Origin of the sequence: Moorena sp. SIO1F2 (assembly GCF_010672755.1) — a bacterium.
In the GTDB taxonomy this organism is placed as follows: domain Bacteria; phylum Cyanobacteriota; class Cyanobacteriia; order Cyanobacteriales; family Coleofasciculaceae; genus Moorena.
The window spans coordinates 55,113-70,402 of sequence record NZ_JAAHFV010000009.1; the positions used below are offsets into that span (position 1 = coordinate 55,113).

Below are 15,290 nucleotides of genomic sequence, written 5' to 3' on the forward strand. Positions count from 1 at the left end.
TCCCTATTCCCTATTCCCTATTCCCTATTCCCTATTCCCTATTCCCTGCTCCCTGCTCCCTGCTCCCTAAAAGCAAATAATTTGTACCTCACCCAATTTAAAACTGCTGTAACGTTAGGATGCAGTATTATTTATTTTTTCAATCTTGAAAACATTCTCAATAGTTTTACCAGCTGTTTTTTCTTCCCATCCTAGGGCTGTTAAAAATTGAGCTGCTGAGGTAGTTTCTACAACATCAACTCCCCATTCTCCCGTTTGGAGAGTATCAGGAGAATTACTTAAGGGTGGAGTTTTCTTTAAACCTCCTAATATTAAGATATCTGGCAGAAAATTCCCCTTTTTTTGACTAATCCGCTTCTCGTCTAGAGCTTTAGCGCACAATTCTCCAACTTGAGGTGGGGTAAACTCTTGAGTAGGGAATAAAATTTCAACCATCCAATGGGGATGATCTAATTTACGACAGCTTAACGATGGATAGTTACTTAATCCTTCAGCAAATACCTGAGTAAATTCTTCCCGGTTTAGTTCAGGAAAACTATCGTCTGATAGTTCAAAATTATGGGAAAGCAACATCCGACCAGTTTGAGAGTCAGTCATGAGTCCTGTGATATCCTGCTTGATCAATTTTCCAGCCCAGCAAGGATCAGTATATATTAGGTTGGGTTCATTGGTGAACAATGAACCCTAACACGTATGACTCTCGGACTTTGGGACTGACCGAGTTAGCGCACTCCGCACTCAGAACTAAGCACTCAACACTCAGCCCTCAATCTGTGAGCAAAGTCATCACCTTACCATAAGCCTTGCTCAGGTTTTCTGGTGTCAGCACTTGGGCCCTTGAACCCACAGCAATCAGTTGCTTATTCAATAACAGGAGTTGATCATAATGAGCTAAGGTTTCTCCTAAGTCATGGCTGATCACTAGTAAGGTTTTGTCTTGGGATTTAAGTTCACTAAAAACCTCAAAAATAATCTCTTCCGTCTTTTTGTCGATACCCACAAATGGCTCATCAAAAAATAATAACTCGGCTTGTTGAGCTAGAGCCCGCGCTAAAAATACCCGCTGCTGCTGTCCACCAGAGAGTTCGCCAATTTGACGGTGGCGATACTCGAACATGCCCACCCGTTCTAACGCATCCTTAACAATTTCTCTAGATTGACGACTAGGAGACCTAAACCAACCGGTGTGGACTGTACGACCCATCATCACTACATTCCATACCGTAATCGGATAGTCCCAATCAATTTGCGATCGCTGAGGAACATAAGCGACTCGTTTTAATTGACTCCTCAGGGGACGGGCTGCCAATTTCACTACCCCCTTCACTGCTGGAATTAGTCCCAGCATCGCCTTCACCATAGTACTTTTACCAGCACCATTGGGTCCCAGTAAGCCAGTTAATTGTCCTGGCTGGAGGGAGAAGGATATATCACAAATAGCCCAAGTGTCTCGGTAACAGACTCCTAGGTTATGGACTTCTAACATTAGGTTTTGTGAAAACGACTACCACTATCATAGTGTAGCGTGGCTGCAAGTGATTGTCGTTCTCATCTAAGCCTTGTAAAATGATTCTTGTTCTTGATTCCTACTAATTTAAACGGGTTGATCTATGCTCAAACCCTTACCAGTTAAACTTCGGACGCTCTTAGCTAGTGCTGCTCTCGCCCTTGGGGTAGCACTAGGTGGTTGTAGTCAAAGCACCGAAACCTCGTCAAGGGAGAAGCCACTAGTGGTAGCATCCTACAGTGTGCTTTGTGACTTAACAACAGAAATTGCCCAAGATACCATTGATATGACCTGTCTGATTGAACCAGGTCAAGACCCTCATAGCTACAAAGCTACGACCTTAGCTCGCCAATCCCTAGAGCAAGCCCAACTAGTTCTATACGGTGGCTACGACTTTGAACCAGAAATTATTAAATTAGTTCAAGCCACTAATACACCAGCTCCTAAAATAGCAGTGCATGATCAAGCTGTGCCTAATCCAATTATGGCGGACGCACATCACCACCATGATCACGAGCAAGAAAAGGATGACCATAAGGATGACCATAAGGATGACCATAAGGATGACCATAAGGATGACCATAAGGATGACCATGATGATCACCATGATGATCACCATGACCATGACCATGAGGAAGAAAAGACAGGATCAGCTCACAGTGATGAGGAACTAGAGCCCGACCCCCATATTTGGCATAATGTCCAAAATGTTATCAAGATGGTGGAAGTAATTCGTAGCCAACTGGCAGCACTTAACCCAGATGATCAGGAATTGTATGCTAAGAATGCCAAACAGCTAACCACAAAGCTTGAACAGTTGGATGCTTGGGTCAAAGCACAAGTTGCCACCATACCCAAAGGGCAACGCCAACTAATTACTACCCATGATGGCCTAGGGTACTACATTAACGCTTACGGTTTTTCTGATTCTGATGCGTTGCAAGGGATTAGCGGAGAAGAAGCACCGACAGCAGCACGGGTGAAAGAACTGGTACAGAAGATTAAGAAAAGTAAGGTACCAACAATTTTCGCTGAAGTAACAGCAAATGATAAGGTTATTGGCACTGTCGCCAGAGAAGCAAAGGTTAAACTCTCAGACCAAAAGTTATTGGCTGATGGTCTAGGAGAAAAAGGGAGTGATACTGGAAATTATATTGGCATGATTACTAGCAATACCTGTGCCATTGTGGATGGTTTGGGGGGAAATTGTTCTTCTTTTGATGGCAAAGCTGCTAACTGATATATAAGCAACGATCGCAGAATTAATTACCTACTCCCAATCTCTGTAACCTTTACATTGTAAGACTTTGAGTTTGGGAAAATGTGTAATTAATTTTGCGCACCTGCTTAGCCAGGATTTTTTACCTATTCCGAAGTTATCTCTTATTTCTGCCCAGATCCGCTGCTCCGAAGCTCCCTGCTCCCTAAATTAACTACAAGCAAAGGAGTCTAATGAGATCTTTCTTTCAAATACGCTTGAGCAAGCTTAACCCATGAGTATCAGTGCCACAGGTATTAAATAGATTGTAGGTAGCACTCAACTGCTTCACCTGTTTAGTTTGTTTTGGACTAGGTTGCCAGGGTTCAGGATTGGTGTAGGCATAGTAAGTTTCAACACCATCAATCCCTAAGTTGGCTATAGCAGTAATTAACTCATCTGCTGACTTACGGTAACGGGCTGGATGAGCCAACACTGCTAAACCACCGGCCTGATGGATAGCATCAATCACTGCACCAGCCTCAGCATGATCACCGGTCGGTGCGGTTCCAGTGAAATAGCGCTTTAAACTAGGATGTTCTGGCTCAAAAGCATAGCCAAGGATATGAATGTCATCATCCAGGAGGTTGGCGGTAATTTCGACACCAGTCCAGAAGTGGGGTAATGAATCACAGAAAGATGGCTCCTGCTGCCATTTTTCTATGCAAGCTTGAGCAACTTGATAACCACTAACGGAGTGGTGATCGGTGATGGCAAATCCCTTAAGACCAATGTTAATTGCTTGCTTGATCAACTCTTCCGGTTTGAGCCGACCATCAGAGTAAATCGTGTGCATATGGAAATTGTAGCGATAGGGACAGCTATCAGGCTCAATCGTTTCCCACACTTGCCGGAGAGCTTGTTGATTTTTTGCTGCTATCTTTGGTGAAGCAGACCCTTGAGCAATATTGACTACCATAGATACTTACTGTAATGACTATTGGTTGATTGACCAGATTGGATCTGCAGCCGCGAAATACTTTTAAGGGTCTAGGCCAATGGTTGAATCGCTCTAGGTTGAATCGCTCTAGGTTAAATCGCTCTATGCTTCTGACAAGCATATGAAGCGCCCCGACTTGAGAACGGAGGCTGTCAACTGCCCCTGCTGTACCTAATCCCGAACTCCATTAGCCTAAAACCTAGAATAAAAATAAATAGAAATACGCGGTACGAGTTTTCAGTTGTTAACATAACCTTAGCAAACTTAATACTTTGTCGGTGTTGGCTTAACTACTTAAGCTTTACCTAACTCTCCTCCTTACTTAGTTCCAGAAGGAGATGTAAGTCTAATTGCCATGGCGAATTTCTGAGTTACGAGTCTTCCAAGCTAGTTCCAAAACCTTAGTCCAGCGCTTTTGCACTTGTTTTTGGGTACACTTGAGGGCTTTGGAAATTTCTTGATCACTCTTTTGCGCCTGTTTGAGGGGCAGTAACGCTAGCTGTTGGCTATCGAGTTGGGCCACAAAGACCTCCCACTGCTTCGATGACATCCCTAGTTTTTGATCCAGGTCTGCTCCTAGCCATTGGTGTACCAGTTTCCACTGAGCTGAACGAGAGAACTTTTCTACATGGTACTTAAAGCGCTGTTGTAGATAATCCCGCTGACGGGGTGTTAGACCCATGATTTCGTCAATCTCTGGTGCAGCCAGGTCTTGCAGCTTTAGCACCAGATAATCAGCACAGTCATTATGACCGTTAGACTCTAGGTATTTGATCAACTCGGAGATAATGCGATCGCGTAAAACAGCATCGCTGGGGTCAATGGTTTTCTCAATCAGGTTTGAGCGTACCTGTTGTGCAGTAGCTGAACGGTTGTGCTCTTGGGCTTCTTCATCCCTACCATACTCCACAGCCTGTTCAATATCCACAGGGGTTTCATTAGGCTGCCGTCGGGCAAAGCTTTGTGCTCTGAGTACAATCAACTGCTGGCTACCGCGACCACGTAGGGTAATGCGCCGCTTAGCATATTGCTCACTAAAGCCCATGTACTCCGCTAGTTCTAGCTGGGTACGGGGAGTGTAGTCAGAATCCACAGGATTTTCCCGGCGGAAAGCTTTGAGGCACTCAGCGTAAAAGTCCTGTAAAAAGTCCTCAATCAAATTGTATCGAGCGGAAAAGTTTAACTGAGATTGGGACGGTGCCACATGGCGATAAACCATGGTACTGAGGTTACTATGGAGTTCGACACGACCCTGCCGAGAACCTAGTTTGTAGTATGAAAGACATTTGTGCAGTCGGTGACGTGCTAGATTAAACTTCCAAGTATCAATTTCACCGGAATTCTGGATGCGATCGCTCTTAGTGCAAATCCGTTCTACCTCCAAGGTGATCCGGTGGGCAACCGCTTGAATACTCCTGGATTTAGCTCCAATTTCCGACTGGATTTCCTCCACTAAGACCTGGGTCAAGTTTTGGGTTTGATGATCTAGAGTAATTTCCGGAGCCTGATTATTAGTAGCGGAATTTTGATTATTAGTAACAGTTTTGACTTGCATGGTATTGCCCCCAAAAATAGATTCACAGAATTGCCATGAAACAAGCAACAGAGGAAATGTGTGTGAATGTGATCTACAAACCTTGGAGTGGTCCGCTGTCCTTTGTCCTTGTCCACCCTAAATGTAGACTCGTGAGTCTAGCCCTGGTCGGGTGAGTGTGTGACTACTCTAAGCTGACTAGTTGTGACCCCCAGCACTCCTGTAGTTTCCGTCGGATTACCTAAGGCTGAAATCCTTACTAGATATAGCGTTCAAGACTTTCCAGCATCAAGCTGATTCAGGATGACCAAAACCTGAGGAGTGGTCAATCCAGAAACTGACTGAACTAGTGATGACTTTTCCGTAAACGACTAACGTTTTCTTGTAGTCATAGGGTGCTTGATACTCTCATGACCCAACCTGAGCTGACTAGTTAATCACTAGCTAAATAACTAGCTAAAGCACTAGCTAAATCCAAGCGATCGCTTTATCCCATCCCAAACCCTGCCGCACCATCATCGGTTCTGAACCAGTCAGGTCGAGGATAGTTGAGACTTTAAATCCCGGTTCTAAGTCATTGTCCACAATGATGTCTACGAGACCATCGAGAGCATCAAATAGTTTAGCCCGTTCCAATCCCACCGTCGGAGTGTCACCATCCTGATTGGGTAGATGAGCCGAGGTAGAAATAATTGGATGACCTAGAGCTGAAAGCAACGCCTGACAAACGTTATGATCTGGGACTCGGATACCAGTAGTTTTACGATTGGGACTCATCACCAGCTTAGGTACTAACTTGGTTGCTGGTAACAAGAACGTATACGGTCCGGGAATCAAATGCTTCATAATTCGGTAAGCTGGATCACTTACCCGAGCATATTTAGCAATATTGGACAGAGACGAACACAAAAACGTCAGGGGTTTATCATTGGATAGTTGCTTCAAACGCCTAACTCGTTGCACTGCGGACTTCACATGTAAATCACAACCAATTGCATAGACAGTGTCAGTGGGATAGAGCATCACTGCACCATCTTCGAGATACTCTCTTATTTTCTCTATTCGACGTATTTGAGGTGTTTCCGGATGGATAGTATAAATAGTAGCCATAAATATTGTTGAATTCCTCAATATTGAATTGCTAAAGCCTAACCTTGGGAAAATTCACCAAGGCCAGACATAGACACGGTTCTGCTAAAGGATTAAAAACTACTGCCACCTAAGTGTGTTGCCAGTTTGGCTTTTTCTGACTCAGAGGTCAGTATAGTTAGCAAGATCTGGCCATAATTCCCTGATCTAGACCTGTAGGGTTTGTGGAGGATGAATTGCTCCAAATCCTTTTGTCTTAATTAATTTGTTTTAATTAATTTGTCTTAATCAATAGGATCTAGAATGACAAAGCTAGCTTACTTAGATTGTCCCACTGGAATTGCTGGTGATATGTGCCTAGGAGCACTAGTTTCTGCGGGTGTACCGTGGGAATATTTAGTGGAAAAGCTAGCAAGACTCGGAATTGAGCAAGAGTATCACTTAAGACTTAGCCAAGTACACCACAATGGTCAGTTGGCAACCAAAGTTCATGTAGATTTACCAGATCAAGACCATCAGCATGATCACCATCAACAGGAACACGGCCATGAACACCACCATGAACGCGGCCATGAACACCACCATGAACACAGGTCAGGGATAAGAGATATCAGTACACCTGAGCTTAATCATCATCATCATCCCACACGACACTTACCAGACATAGAGAAATTAATTACAGCAGCAAAATTACCCTCAAGAGTATGCCAGTGGAGTCTTGCTATCTTCCGGAAACTAGCAGAAGCCGAAGGAGCTGTTCATGGTATTTCCCCAGACAAGGTTCACTTCCATGAAGTAGGCGCTACCGATGCCATTATCGATATAGTTGGTACTTGCTTAGGCTTAGATTGGCTAGGAATTGATCAAATCTATTGTTCTCCACTGCCCACTGGTGGCGGGACAGTATGGGCAGCTCATGGTCGCCTACCGGTGCCAGTACCAGCAGTACTGAAATTGTGGGAATCCCGTCAGGTGCCAGTTTACAGTAATGGGATTGAACGGGAATTAGTAACACCAACAGGAGCAGCTATTGCCGTTACCTTAGCCACTAGCTTTGGTTCACCACCAGCAATGACTATCCAAAAAATAGGTAATGGTGCCGGTTCTCGACAATTACCCATTCCCAATATGTTGCGATTGTGGATTGGTGAGTCCTCAGAAGCCGTCAAGCTTAGCAAGTTCAAGGTTAAACCGTCAAACTTACCCCCACAAAGCCTACACCAGTCATCCCTTTCTGCTAACTCTTCTTCTGCTAACTCTTCCCTAGAAACTATCTCAGTGCTAGAGACTCAAATAGATGACCTCAATCCTCAAGCCATTGGCTATGTATTCCAGGAGTTATTTAACGCTGGTGCTGTGGATGTGTTTACTCAAGCTATTGGCATGAAGAAATCTCGACCAGGTATCCTGCTCAGTGTCATCTGTCATCCTCAAGATCTAGACGCCTGTCAGGCAGTATTATTCCGAGAAACCACTACCTTAGGAGTGCGACGTCTAACTCAGCAACGAGCGATCTTACCTCGGGAAATCCAGCAGGTACAGACTAAGTATGGCCAAATTAGTGTGAAAGTGGCTTGGAGCGATCGCTCACCTCACAAAACGATTATGAATGTCCACCCAGAATACCAAGATTGCGCTAAGTTAGCCAAGGACAATAACTGCTCTTGGTTAGAAGTACATCACTTAGCACTCTGTGCTTGGTATTCTCAACATGGAGCAAAGGGAGCAGGGAGTAGGGAGTAGGGAGTAGGGAGTAGGGAGCAGGGAGTCGGGGGTCGGGAGTCGGGAGCGGTGCGATCGGTGGAATGGGCATCTGGCGTGGAACTGGCATCTTGCCAGTTTCATGCTTATTTTCGGGCGTGGAACTGGCATCTTGCCAGTTTTATGCTTATTTTCGGGCGTGGAACTGGCATCTTGCCAGTTTCATGCTTATTTTTGAGTGTGGAAATGGCATCTTGCCAGTTTCATGCTTATTTTTGGGCGTGGAACTGGCATCTTGCCAGTTTCATGCTTATTTTCGGGCGTGGAACTGGCATCTTGCCAGTTTCATGCTTATTTTTGAGTGTGGAAATGGCATCTTGCCAGTTTCATGCTTATTTTTGGGCGGGCAGGATGCCCACTCTACTGCTATTGATTCCAAGACAGGAAAATTAGCCTATTCAACAGGTGCGACCCGTGGCGAATTTAATTATTAATGGTAAGAGCGCACCTAACAAAATTTTATGAATACGACCTCTTTCCACTATTCCCTGTTCCCTATTCCCTGTTCCCTCTTACTTATTCTTAATGCGATTAATTTCCCGTTGCAATTCCTGGATTTGACGCTGCAACTGTTCCGCTTCATTGACTGAGTTGTTCGATGGTGGATTCGAGTCAACGTCAACTGCTCCCTTTTTGGTAACACGTTGATAATTACCCTGACAAATTTGACGATATTCCTCTGAAATTGCCCACTTTCGCAGGTAGTGTATGCGTTCAACTGGAAAGGGATGGCTCAGAAATTGACGATTAATACCACCATTATAGAGTAAGAACTTATAGATTTGATTCAGACTGTCTTGGTCTAGTTCTTGATAATTTTCTGATTGACGGATAAATTCATCAAGACTGCATTCCTGTAGATGCTTAGCACTGCCACCAGACACTTTCATCATCGTTTGCATCACAGTCTTCAGGTCATCTATCACTAGTAAAGCAGCACGGTCAGCGGATAATTCAGCTTTGCGACGCCATTCATAAAAGGCGAAAATTAAGCCAGTGCTGACGATATTCCCTAAGCCAAAGGTCATTTCACTTAACATAGAGGCAGCATTCATTGCCCACATCGCCATCTGAATTAAGATGGTGTGACCGCACTTGATATGTCCTAATTCGTGAGCCAGGATAGTACGGATTTCTGCTTCATTCAGTAAGTCTAATAAGCCAGTGTTGATAACGATGTAAGGATTATCTTGACCTAAAGCATAGCTATTAACCTGAGCGTTTTGACTAACAAATAGGGCTGGTTCGGGATTTACATCTAAATCCCGAACACATTCTCGGAATAAGTGATAAATATTAGCATACTGGCGCGGTCCGACTTGGATACTGTTGCCCATAAGATAGACAAACTGGGGACGCTCGTAAAGAAATTCCACAAACTTACGAGAAACTAAGTCAAAACCAGGGACACTGCGTAAAGCTTGCTCCGCTTGTTGGTCAAGGGGGTGCTTGAAGGCGTCGCTGGAAATTCCGGGATAGGTGGCCATAGTAGTCCAGTACTTTAGTGGTCTATTTCTTTAGGCTTTAGGCTTTAGGCATTAGAGATTAGACATTAGGTACTAGGCTTAAGTCCTAACTAGGTTTAAATACTAGGAATAAGTAATAAACCCAAAACCCAAAACCCAGAACCTAATACCTAAAACCTAACACCTAAATCTGGGTTGTGTCCTTGCCAATTCTTTGATGATTCGTTATAATACTGATATCGGAAGAGTAAAGGAAGTGAGAGGAAAATTAACTTATGAACAAGTGTGTTGGTACTACTGAAGCAGCATCTCTGTTGGGTATTTCTCCTCGACGATTACGGCAATTGCTTGACTCCGGTAGAGTAAGGGGTGCTTATAAAAGCGGTAAGTTCTGGATTATTCCCCTGTTCAACTATCTGCCACAAATTACCAAGAAGAACCGGGGACCGAAAGGAACTTGGCGTAAAAGTCGTCCTCCTGCTTTAGCGAAAATTAATGTCAATCGTAATCGGATTGGCTCCAATAACCACAAAAGCCGTGAAGAGCGGCTGCCAGTGATTTCGGTAAAACGAAGTGGCGACAATACCTATGGCAACCAGGTAGAAATCCTCGGTCCGTGTAGGATTGTGTATCAGCCGGATAACCCTCTTGATTGTGGAGCTCGTCTGTGGATCGAAACCTTCAGTGATATTCACTTTATCGGTGGCAGTTTTCCGGCCAGTGGTGCTTAGGACAAACGTAAAGGTCGTTTCATCAAAATTTCAATTCAAAAACCACTCATAACTAATCAGAAAATTCCTCAGTTCGATAAAATCAAATCACAATGTCTCTTGAGCTGTATTGTGCATCTATTTGTTGCTGAATCAATTCATTGCATTAATCCCAATTGCCCAGCACCCTACCCTCAGCCAAGGGATAACAACTTTTGCAATGGTTGTGGAGCAAAGTTAAAGCTCAAGAATCGCTACTTACCTCTCCAGCTCTTGGGTTCAGGAGGATTTGCCAACATATACACCGTTTGGGATTTGCGGTCGAATACAGAAAAGGTGCTGAAGGTATTGCTAGATACTAAACCGAAGGTATTGCAGCTATTTCAGCAAGAGGCAGATGTTTTGCAACGTCTGGATCATCCAGGCATTCCCAAAGTTGACCAAGATAGCTATTTTGTCGTTGATCTAGGTCTTGAGCCACAGCCAGACCTGCACTGTTTGGTGATGGAAAAAATCAACGGTTCAACCTTGGAGCAAATGCTCAGGGATCATCCTCAGGGATGTCCAGAGATATTAGTGCGGGACTGGCTCTACCAGGCAGCAGAAATTTTACAGGTCTTGCACAGTTGTGGAGTGATTCACCGTGACATCAAACCCTCAAACTTAATGCTGCGGGAAACCACGGGAGAGCTAGTGGCGATTGATTTTGGGGGAGCTAAACAATTGAGTGTGGGTTCTGAGTCTTCTCAGAACGATTCGACTCGGTTGATTACTCCAGGTTACTCTCCACCGGAACAGATAGCTGGTAGAGCAATTGGACCGCCTGCTGATTTCTATGCCCTCAGCCGAACCATGATTCATTTACTGACGGGTATTGAGTTGAAGGATTTACAAGACCCAGTAACTGGTGAATTTCGATGGCGAGAGCAGGCAGTGGTAAGTCATGACTTGGCGGACTTGCTGGATGAAATGCTCAGCGTAGTACCCCAACAACGACCAACAACTACGATTGAGATTCATCTGCGTCTAGGTATGACTCCTAGCCCTAGCTACCAACCTACCCCAGCACCAGTATTTTCCTCAGCACCAGTTTCTTCGTTTCAAGGAAATCAGGTAGCTGCTCTGGGGTTATCTAGCCCTAAATTAACACAATCTGTGACAGGGTTGACTCATTCGATCACATCCGTAAAAGATTCCCTCTTAGCAGTAGTGATCACCATCGCACTAGCCTGTCTCGATAGTGCCTGGGAGATGTTCCTCGGAGCTTTTGGGGGAGTTTTTTGTGCAACGGTTGGGTTTATGGTATTGAATTGGACAAGTCTTGGGGAGAAAGTGACAAATTGGCTCTCTGGGGAACTGTCTATGATCTTGCCTTCGCTACAAATAACAATGTGGCAAGAAATGCTATTGTTTGCGGCGGCTGGCTTAGGTACAGCTTGGGGGTTGACGGCTGCAAGAGGCTTTGGTCAGCAGCGGCGTTTTTTAGTGGCAGGGATAATGGGTATTTTTGGTTATAGCCTGGGATGGTTGATGTGGCAGGCAACGGTACCTACGCTATTATTGCTGTCTTATGTACCTGACCAGGGGTTGCTGCCATGGATTACTGCGGTTACAGTAATGCTCCTGGTACTAGGATTAGGGCTACCCAGTCATAATCTTGTTCATGCCTTAGTGGTGGCAGCAGGAACTGGTGGCGTATTTGGGGGTCTAGTGTCATCTGATCTATTGCCAGCAGGATTTGTGGTTAATATCTTTTCCTTTTCTAGAACCGGTAAACTGGATTTCTATCACCCGATGACTTTTTTTGCTATTTTGGCTATATTACAAGGATTTTGGCTAGGGGTGAGTTATTACCTGCTAGTGCCAGTAATGCGTTGGTTTGGCTGGCGTTAAGGGAATAGGGATTAGGGAGTAGGGAGTGGGGAGTAGGGAAGTTGGAAGTGGTAAAAAATTCTGTGTATCTAATAGGTATGAGCAAAGCTATATTCGGTTTTATTATGGTTTTCTAAGGTAGATATCACGTAATTTTAACGGAAGAGTCTGATACTTAAGATTAAGTCCGGTAGAGTAGTTATCCTTGAAGGGTATTGGTTAATTAACAATTTTTTGTTAAATAGTCAATTTCTTTCGGACGCTTTCTTGATTAGAGGTGATTCAGATGACTAACACTATAGCACGTTGGGAATTAACTAAGGCTCGTCTTATAGGCTCTGGTGCTTTTTTATTGGGTATATTGCTACCAACTACTCTTTATGGCTTACCTGCTAAGACGATTGAAATCGGTAATGGTAAGACTGTGTTTAATCGTGCTCCGCGTTTAGTTAGGGCAGCTACGAGCTTTACTAGAGTAAGGGTGCCAGCAACGTACCAATTCACCCTCAGATTACCGGAAGATGCTGGAGAGTCTTTGCAAGCTGTAACGATTACCCAGAATAAAACTAATATCGAGAAAGTCAATTTTGATCCGAGAAAGAGTCGTGCATTTGTGGGCGATTCTTTTGCTGGTGGCTCATCCCTGACTTTGGCTAATATTGGGGGAAGTGAATCGTCTAACTCGGATCAAGTAACTGTTGTGTTTGATCCACCGGTTACTCCTGGTGAAACCATTACAGTTTCGGTTAGAGCTAAGGAAAATCCTGAGTTTAGTGGTTCTTATTTATTTGGAGTCACTGCTTTTTCCACTGGAGACAATAGCCCTGGTTTATTCCTAGGTAGCCGTAGGTTGTTTTTTGATGAGTTTGGAGACTAAGGGATAAGTGTCGATGTAGGGTGGGCAGTGGATGACACCGAGCAGCTGGGTTTTAGCTGTTGGTAACCACTGCCCACCATTGGATTAATTACTTGCAGCCAATTGAGCAAATAATAGCTTAATCGGAATAGTTAAAACTGGAGCTGAAGCCTGATCAGAAAGAACGACAGTAATGATTATAATGCTTCGATTATGACAGTGCCACCTTCCACAGCTTGAATCCGCAAGTCGTAGCCGTAAAGTAAGCTCATTCCGACCAACGGATCAGTTTCAGTTTCATTGACAGGAATGCTTTGGTATTCACCATCCCAGATTACAGTTGCCGCATATACCTCAAAGGTAGCTTCGCTACCATCACCCAAAGTTCCTCGCTCAACTCCAGTCCAAGGTAAATTTAGGGCAATGATGGTTTCGCGGGGCAAGCTTAAGAAACCTGTATAACCAGTATCAATAACAGCGTCAATCACTCGCCTTTGGGCATTTTCATTACCAACGACTAGCCGAATCGTTGCCTCACAGTTTGTATTTACCACACCGTACATCATACATGTTGTTTGAGGCTCCGTGCGCCGAAACGGTGAACAGCTCGATGCCCAATCCGAACAATCCAAGGCTGGGCATTTGGGAGTCGCTCAAACAAACCATTTGTAGCACTGAGAATATCATCAGCCAGCTCAAAGTCCCCAGTTTCAATGTCAATGGCTAGGATTCTGCCATTATTGCCTGCTTCAACCAAAGGGCGTACTTTAGTCTGATAGATGTAATCTCCACGCCTAGCAAATTCTTCTTTGCTATAGCGAGGTTGCCGAACTACCATTGTTTTGACCTCTGTTCAAGATTAACGCAGACTATGATTATAGCCTGAACTTAATGGGTGCATCTCACAGTGGTAAATCTATAACTTAGGGAACTCGAAAGCTGAAGTCTGATCAGAAAGAACGACAGTATGGAAAAGCGATTGGCCGTAGGCCACGCTACGCGATCGCATTTCTGATCCCAGTCACCTGATCGGTATAATGAAACACAGGAAACTTTAGAAGATGGGGAGTCATATCAGCAACTGGCTCCCCTTTTTACTGGCTGCATAGCTATTTACTAAAATTAAAAACTTGTGTAGTTTACTTATTTTATAAATCCTAGAAATTGCTTTCAGTAATTTTAGTATTAATCTACCCATAATCCGCTATTTTACTATACAATTTACTACACTGAATACCATGACAGCAACGAGAGCAGTGATCTCTTTTTGATGAGATGGTTTTTAGGATTAGTCTAGAAGTAAAAAATAGAAATGAGCGAACCAATAGCTGACTATGACAATCCTTGGAAAGAAGCATTACAAGCCTATTTCGATTCATTTTTGCAGTTTTGTTTTCCCCAAGTTCACACTCTGATTGATTGGAATCAGACCCCCCAAGCCCTTGATACAGAATTACAGCAAATAGTTGGTGCTGCTGAGTCAGGAAAAAGAATCGCTGATAAATTATTCCAGGTCTGGCTCTGTAGTGGAAATGAAACTTGGGTGTTGATTCATGTAGAGGTACAAAGCCAAAAAGAATCAACCTTTGCTAAGCGAATGTACCAATATCATTACAGGGCATTTGACCTGTACGAGAAACCTGTGATTAGCTTAGCGGTATTGGGGGATGAGAATGCGTCTTGGTCTCCATCGTCCTATGAATATGGCTTGGGAGGTTGTCGCCTGAGTCTAGAATTTCCGATTGTTAAATTACTGAACTATCAGTCAATGTGGCAGGTGTTGGAATCGAGTACTAATCCCTTTGCAGTAGTGGTAATGGCTCATTTGAAAACCAAAGCTACCCATAAACAACCGATGGAGCGCAAGCGATGGAAGTGGTACCTGATTCGGAGACTTTTTGAACGAGGTTATAGTAAAAACGATATAGTGAAACTGTTCCAGTGTATTGACCAAATGATGGCTTTACCGGAAGAGTTAGAACTGGAGCTGAATCAAGAACTTGAACGTTATCAGGAGGAAAGACAGATGCCTTTGATTAGTCGAGTGGAAGAAAGGGCAATGAAGAGGGGTCTGGAACAAGGACTTCAAGAAGGACTTCAACAAGGTTTTCAAGAGACAGTGGTTAAAATTTTACAAAATCGGTTTGAATCGGTATCACCAGAATTGGTGGCAGCGATTAATTCAATAGAAGATATCTCTGTGTTGAAACAGTTGATTGATCACTCTCTTAAGAGTAAATCCCTTGAGGAATTTGAGCAGCTCTTGGCACAACATCAGGTTAGTCAGGACAATTGAA

At 44.0% G+C, this 15,290-nt stretch carries 16 protein-coding genes; 7 read left to right on the forward strand and 9 right to left on the reverse strand.

All coding sequences use genetic code 11. From position 1 onward, the window contains the following. Positions 1 to 114: 114 nt before the first annotated feature. Positions 115 to 597 (reverse strand): DUF2656 domain-containing protein, encoded by a 483-nt coding sequence (locus F6J94_RS02585; protein WP_293018600.1) that lies wholly within the window; start codon positions 595 to 597, stop codon positions 115 to 117. A 169-nt stretch (positions 598 to 766) separates the two neighbouring features. Beyond that, entirely contained in the window at positions 767 to 1,486 is a 720-nt protein-coding gene (locus tag F6J94_RS02590; RefSeq protein WP_293018602.1) for a metal ABC transporter ATP-binding protein, read from the reverse strand. Between the two features lie 124 nt (positions 1,487 to 1,610). Between F6J94_RS02590 and F6J94_RS02595 the strand changes: the two genes are divergently transcribed. Then, a complete protein-coding gene (locus F6J94_RS02595) occupies positions 1,611 to 2,747 on the forward strand; it encodes a zinc ABC transporter substrate-binding protein (RefSeq protein WP_293036589.1) in 1,137 nt (378 codons plus the stop codon). A gap of 226 nt (positions 2,748 to 2,973) precedes the next feature. Here F6J94_RS02595 and F6J94_RS02600 read toward each other — a convergent pair whose 3' ends face one another. The 3 genes from F6J94_RS02600 to F6J94_RS02610 all read right to left on the reverse strand — a co-directional run bounded on the left by F6J94_RS02600 (position 2,974) and on the right by F6J94_RS02610 (position 6,349). Continuing rightward, the gene (locus F6J94_RS02600) at positions 2,974 to 3,684 is read right to left on the reverse strand and encodes a PHP domain-containing protein (RefSeq protein WP_293036591.1); all 711 of its coding nucleotides are present in this window, start codon (positions 3,682 to 3,684) and stop codon (positions 2,974 to 2,976) included. Between the two features lie 367 nt (positions 3,685 to 4,051). Then, complete coding sequence (locus F6J94_RS02605) at positions 4,052 to 5,260, reverse strand: HetZ-related protein (RefSeq protein WP_293018641.1); 1,209 nt, start codon at positions 5,258 to 5,260, stop codon at positions 4,052 to 4,054. 447 nt (positions 5,261 to 5,707) lie between these two features. Next, positions 5,708 to 6,349: an L-threonylcarbamoyladenylate synthase gene (locus F6J94_RS02610; RefSeq protein ID WP_293036594.1), complete on the reverse strand. Its 642-nt coding sequence runs from the start codon at positions 6,347 to 6,349 to the stop codon at positions 5,708 to 5,710. Between the two features lie 282 nt (positions 6,350 to 6,631). On the opposite strand from F6J94_RS02610, the gene larC reads away from it, so the two are divergent. Beyond that, a complete protein-coding gene (gene larC / locus F6J94_RS02615) occupies positions 6,632 to 8,071 on the forward strand; it encodes a nickel pincer cofactor biosynthesis protein LarC (protein ID WP_293036596.1) in 1,440 nt (479 codons plus the stop codon). Here the strand turns inward: larC and F6J94_RS02620 are convergent. After that, positions 8,012 to 8,200 (reverse strand): hypothetical protein, encoded by a 189-nt coding sequence (locus F6J94_RS02620; protein ID WP_293036598.1) that lies wholly within the window; start codon positions 8,198 to 8,200, stop codon positions 8,012 to 8,014. The genes larC and F6J94_RS02620 overlap by 60 nt on opposite strands. A 42-nt stretch (positions 8,201 to 8,242) precedes the next feature. Here F6J94_RS02620 and F6J94_RS02625 point away from each other — a divergent pair, with 42 nt between their 5' ends. Then, on the forward strand, positions 8,243 to 8,482 hold the full coding sequence (locus F6J94_RS02625) for a hypothetical protein (RefSeq protein ID WP_293036600.1): 240 nt from the start codon (positions 8,243 to 8,245) through the stop codon (positions 8,480 to 8,482). Positions 8,483 to 8,601: 119 nt separating this feature from the next. Here the strand turns inward: F6J94_RS02625 and F6J94_RS02630 are convergent, their stop codons facing one another. Continuing rightward, entirely contained in the window at positions 8,602 to 9,576 is a 975-nt protein-coding gene (locus F6J94_RS02630; protein WP_075904318.1) for a M48 family metallopeptidase, read from the reverse strand. Between the two features lie 254 nt (positions 9,577 to 9,830). Here F6J94_RS02630 and F6J94_RS02635 point away from each other — a divergent pair, with 254 nt between their 5' ends. The 3 genes from F6J94_RS02635 to F6J94_RS02645 all read left to right on the forward strand — a co-directional run bounded on the left by F6J94_RS02635 (position 9,831) and on the right by F6J94_RS02645 (position 13,014). After that, a complete protein-coding gene (locus F6J94_RS02635) occupies positions 9,831 to 10,286 on the forward strand; it encodes a helix-turn-helix domain-containing protein (RefSeq protein WP_293018617.1) in 456 nt (151 codons plus the stop codon). A 99-nt stretch (positions 10,287 to 10,385) separates the two neighbouring features. Further along, a complete protein-coding gene (locus tag F6J94_RS02640; RefSeq protein WP_293036603.1) occupies positions 10,386 to 12,158 on the forward strand; it encodes a serine/threonine-protein kinase in 1,773 nt (590 codons plus the stop codon). Positions 12,159 to 12,423: 265 nt separating this feature from the next. Then, on the forward strand, positions 12,424 to 13,014 hold the full coding sequence (locus tag F6J94_RS02645) for a DUF2808 domain-containing protein (protein ID WP_293036605.1): 591 nt from the start codon (positions 12,424 to 12,426) through the stop codon (positions 13,012 to 13,014). Between the two features lie 176 nt (positions 13,015 to 13,190). Here F6J94_RS02645 and F6J94_RS02650 read toward each other — a convergent pair whose 3' ends face one another. After that, positions 13,191 to 13,559, reverse strand: a complete 369-nt coding sequence (locus tag F6J94_RS02650) for a clan AA aspartic protease (protein ID WP_293036607.1) — start codon at positions 13,557 to 13,559, stop codon at positions 13,191 to 13,193. Further along, a complete protein-coding gene (locus F6J94_RS02655) occupies positions 13,556 to 13,831 on the reverse strand; it encodes a hypothetical protein (protein WP_293036609.1) in 276 nt (91 codons plus the stop codon). The genes F6J94_RS02650 and F6J94_RS02655 overlap by 4 nt, the downstream gene beginning before the upstream one ends. A 474-nt stretch (positions 13,832 to 14,305) precedes the next feature. On the opposite strand from F6J94_RS02655, the gene F6J94_RS02660 reads away from it, so the two are divergent. Next, positions 14,306 to 15,289 carry an Rpn family recombination-promoting nuclease/putative transposase gene (locus F6J94_RS02660; protein WP_075904330.1) on the forward strand — a complete coding sequence of 328 codons (984 nt, stop codon included), beginning with the start codon at positions 14,306 to 14,308 and terminating at the stop codon, positions 15,287 to 15,289. Position 15,290 lies beyond the last annotated feature (1 nt).

Coding starts and splice junctions, on each gene's coding strand:
- F6J94_RS02650 (WP_293036607.1), bottom strand. CDS start 13,559: ATGATGTACGGTGTGGTAAATACAAACTGTGAGGCAACGATTCGGCTA.
- F6J94_RS02655 (WP_293036609.1), bottom strand. CDS start 13,831: ATGGTAGTTCGGCAACCTCGCTATAGCAAAGAAGAATTTGCTAGGCGT.
- F6J94_RS02600 (WP_293036591.1), bottom strand. CDS start 3,684: ATGGTAGTCAATATTGCTCAAGGGTCTGCTTCACCAAAGATAGCAGCA.
- F6J94_RS02660 (WP_075904330.1), top strand. CDS start 14,306: ATGAGCGAACCAATAGCTGACTATGACAATCCTTGGAAAGAAGCATTA.
- F6J94_RS02620 (WP_293036598.1), bottom strand. CDS start 8,200: ATGCCAGTTCCACGCCCGAAAATAAGCATGAAACTGGCAAGATGCCAG.
- F6J94_RS02590 (WP_293018602.1), bottom strand. CDS start 1,486: ATGTTAGAAGTCCATAACCTAGGAGTCTGTTACCGAGACACTTGGGCT.
- F6J94_RS02585 (WP_293018600.1), bottom strand. CDS start 597: ATGACTGACTCTCAAACTGGTCGGATGTTGCTTTCCCATAATTTTGAA.
- F6J94_RS02635 (WP_293018617.1), top strand. CDS start 9,831: ATGAACAAGTGTGTTGGTACTACTGAAGCAGCATCTCTGTTGGGTATT.
- F6J94_RS02645 (WP_293036605.1), top strand. CDS start 12,424: ATGACTAACACTATAGCACGTTGGGAATTAACTAAGGCTCGTCTTATA.
- F6J94_RS02595 (WP_293036589.1), top strand. CDS start 1,611: ATGCTCAAACCCTTACCAGTTAAACTTCGGACGCTCTTAGCTAGTGCT.
- F6J94_RS02630 (WP_075904318.1), bottom strand. CDS start 9,576: ATGGCCACCTATCCCGGAATTTCCAGCGACGCCTTCAAGCACCCCCTT.
- F6J94_RS02605 (WP_293018641.1), bottom strand. CDS start 5,260: ATGCAAGTCAAAACTGTTACTAATAATCAAAATTCCGCTACTAATAAT.
- larC (WP_293036596.1), top strand. CDS start 6,632: ATGACAAAGCTAGCTTACTTAGATTGTCCCACTGGAATTGCTGGTGAT.
- F6J94_RS02610 (WP_293036594.1), bottom strand. CDS start 6,349: ATGGCTACTATTTATACTATCCATCCGGAAACACCTCAAATACGTCGA.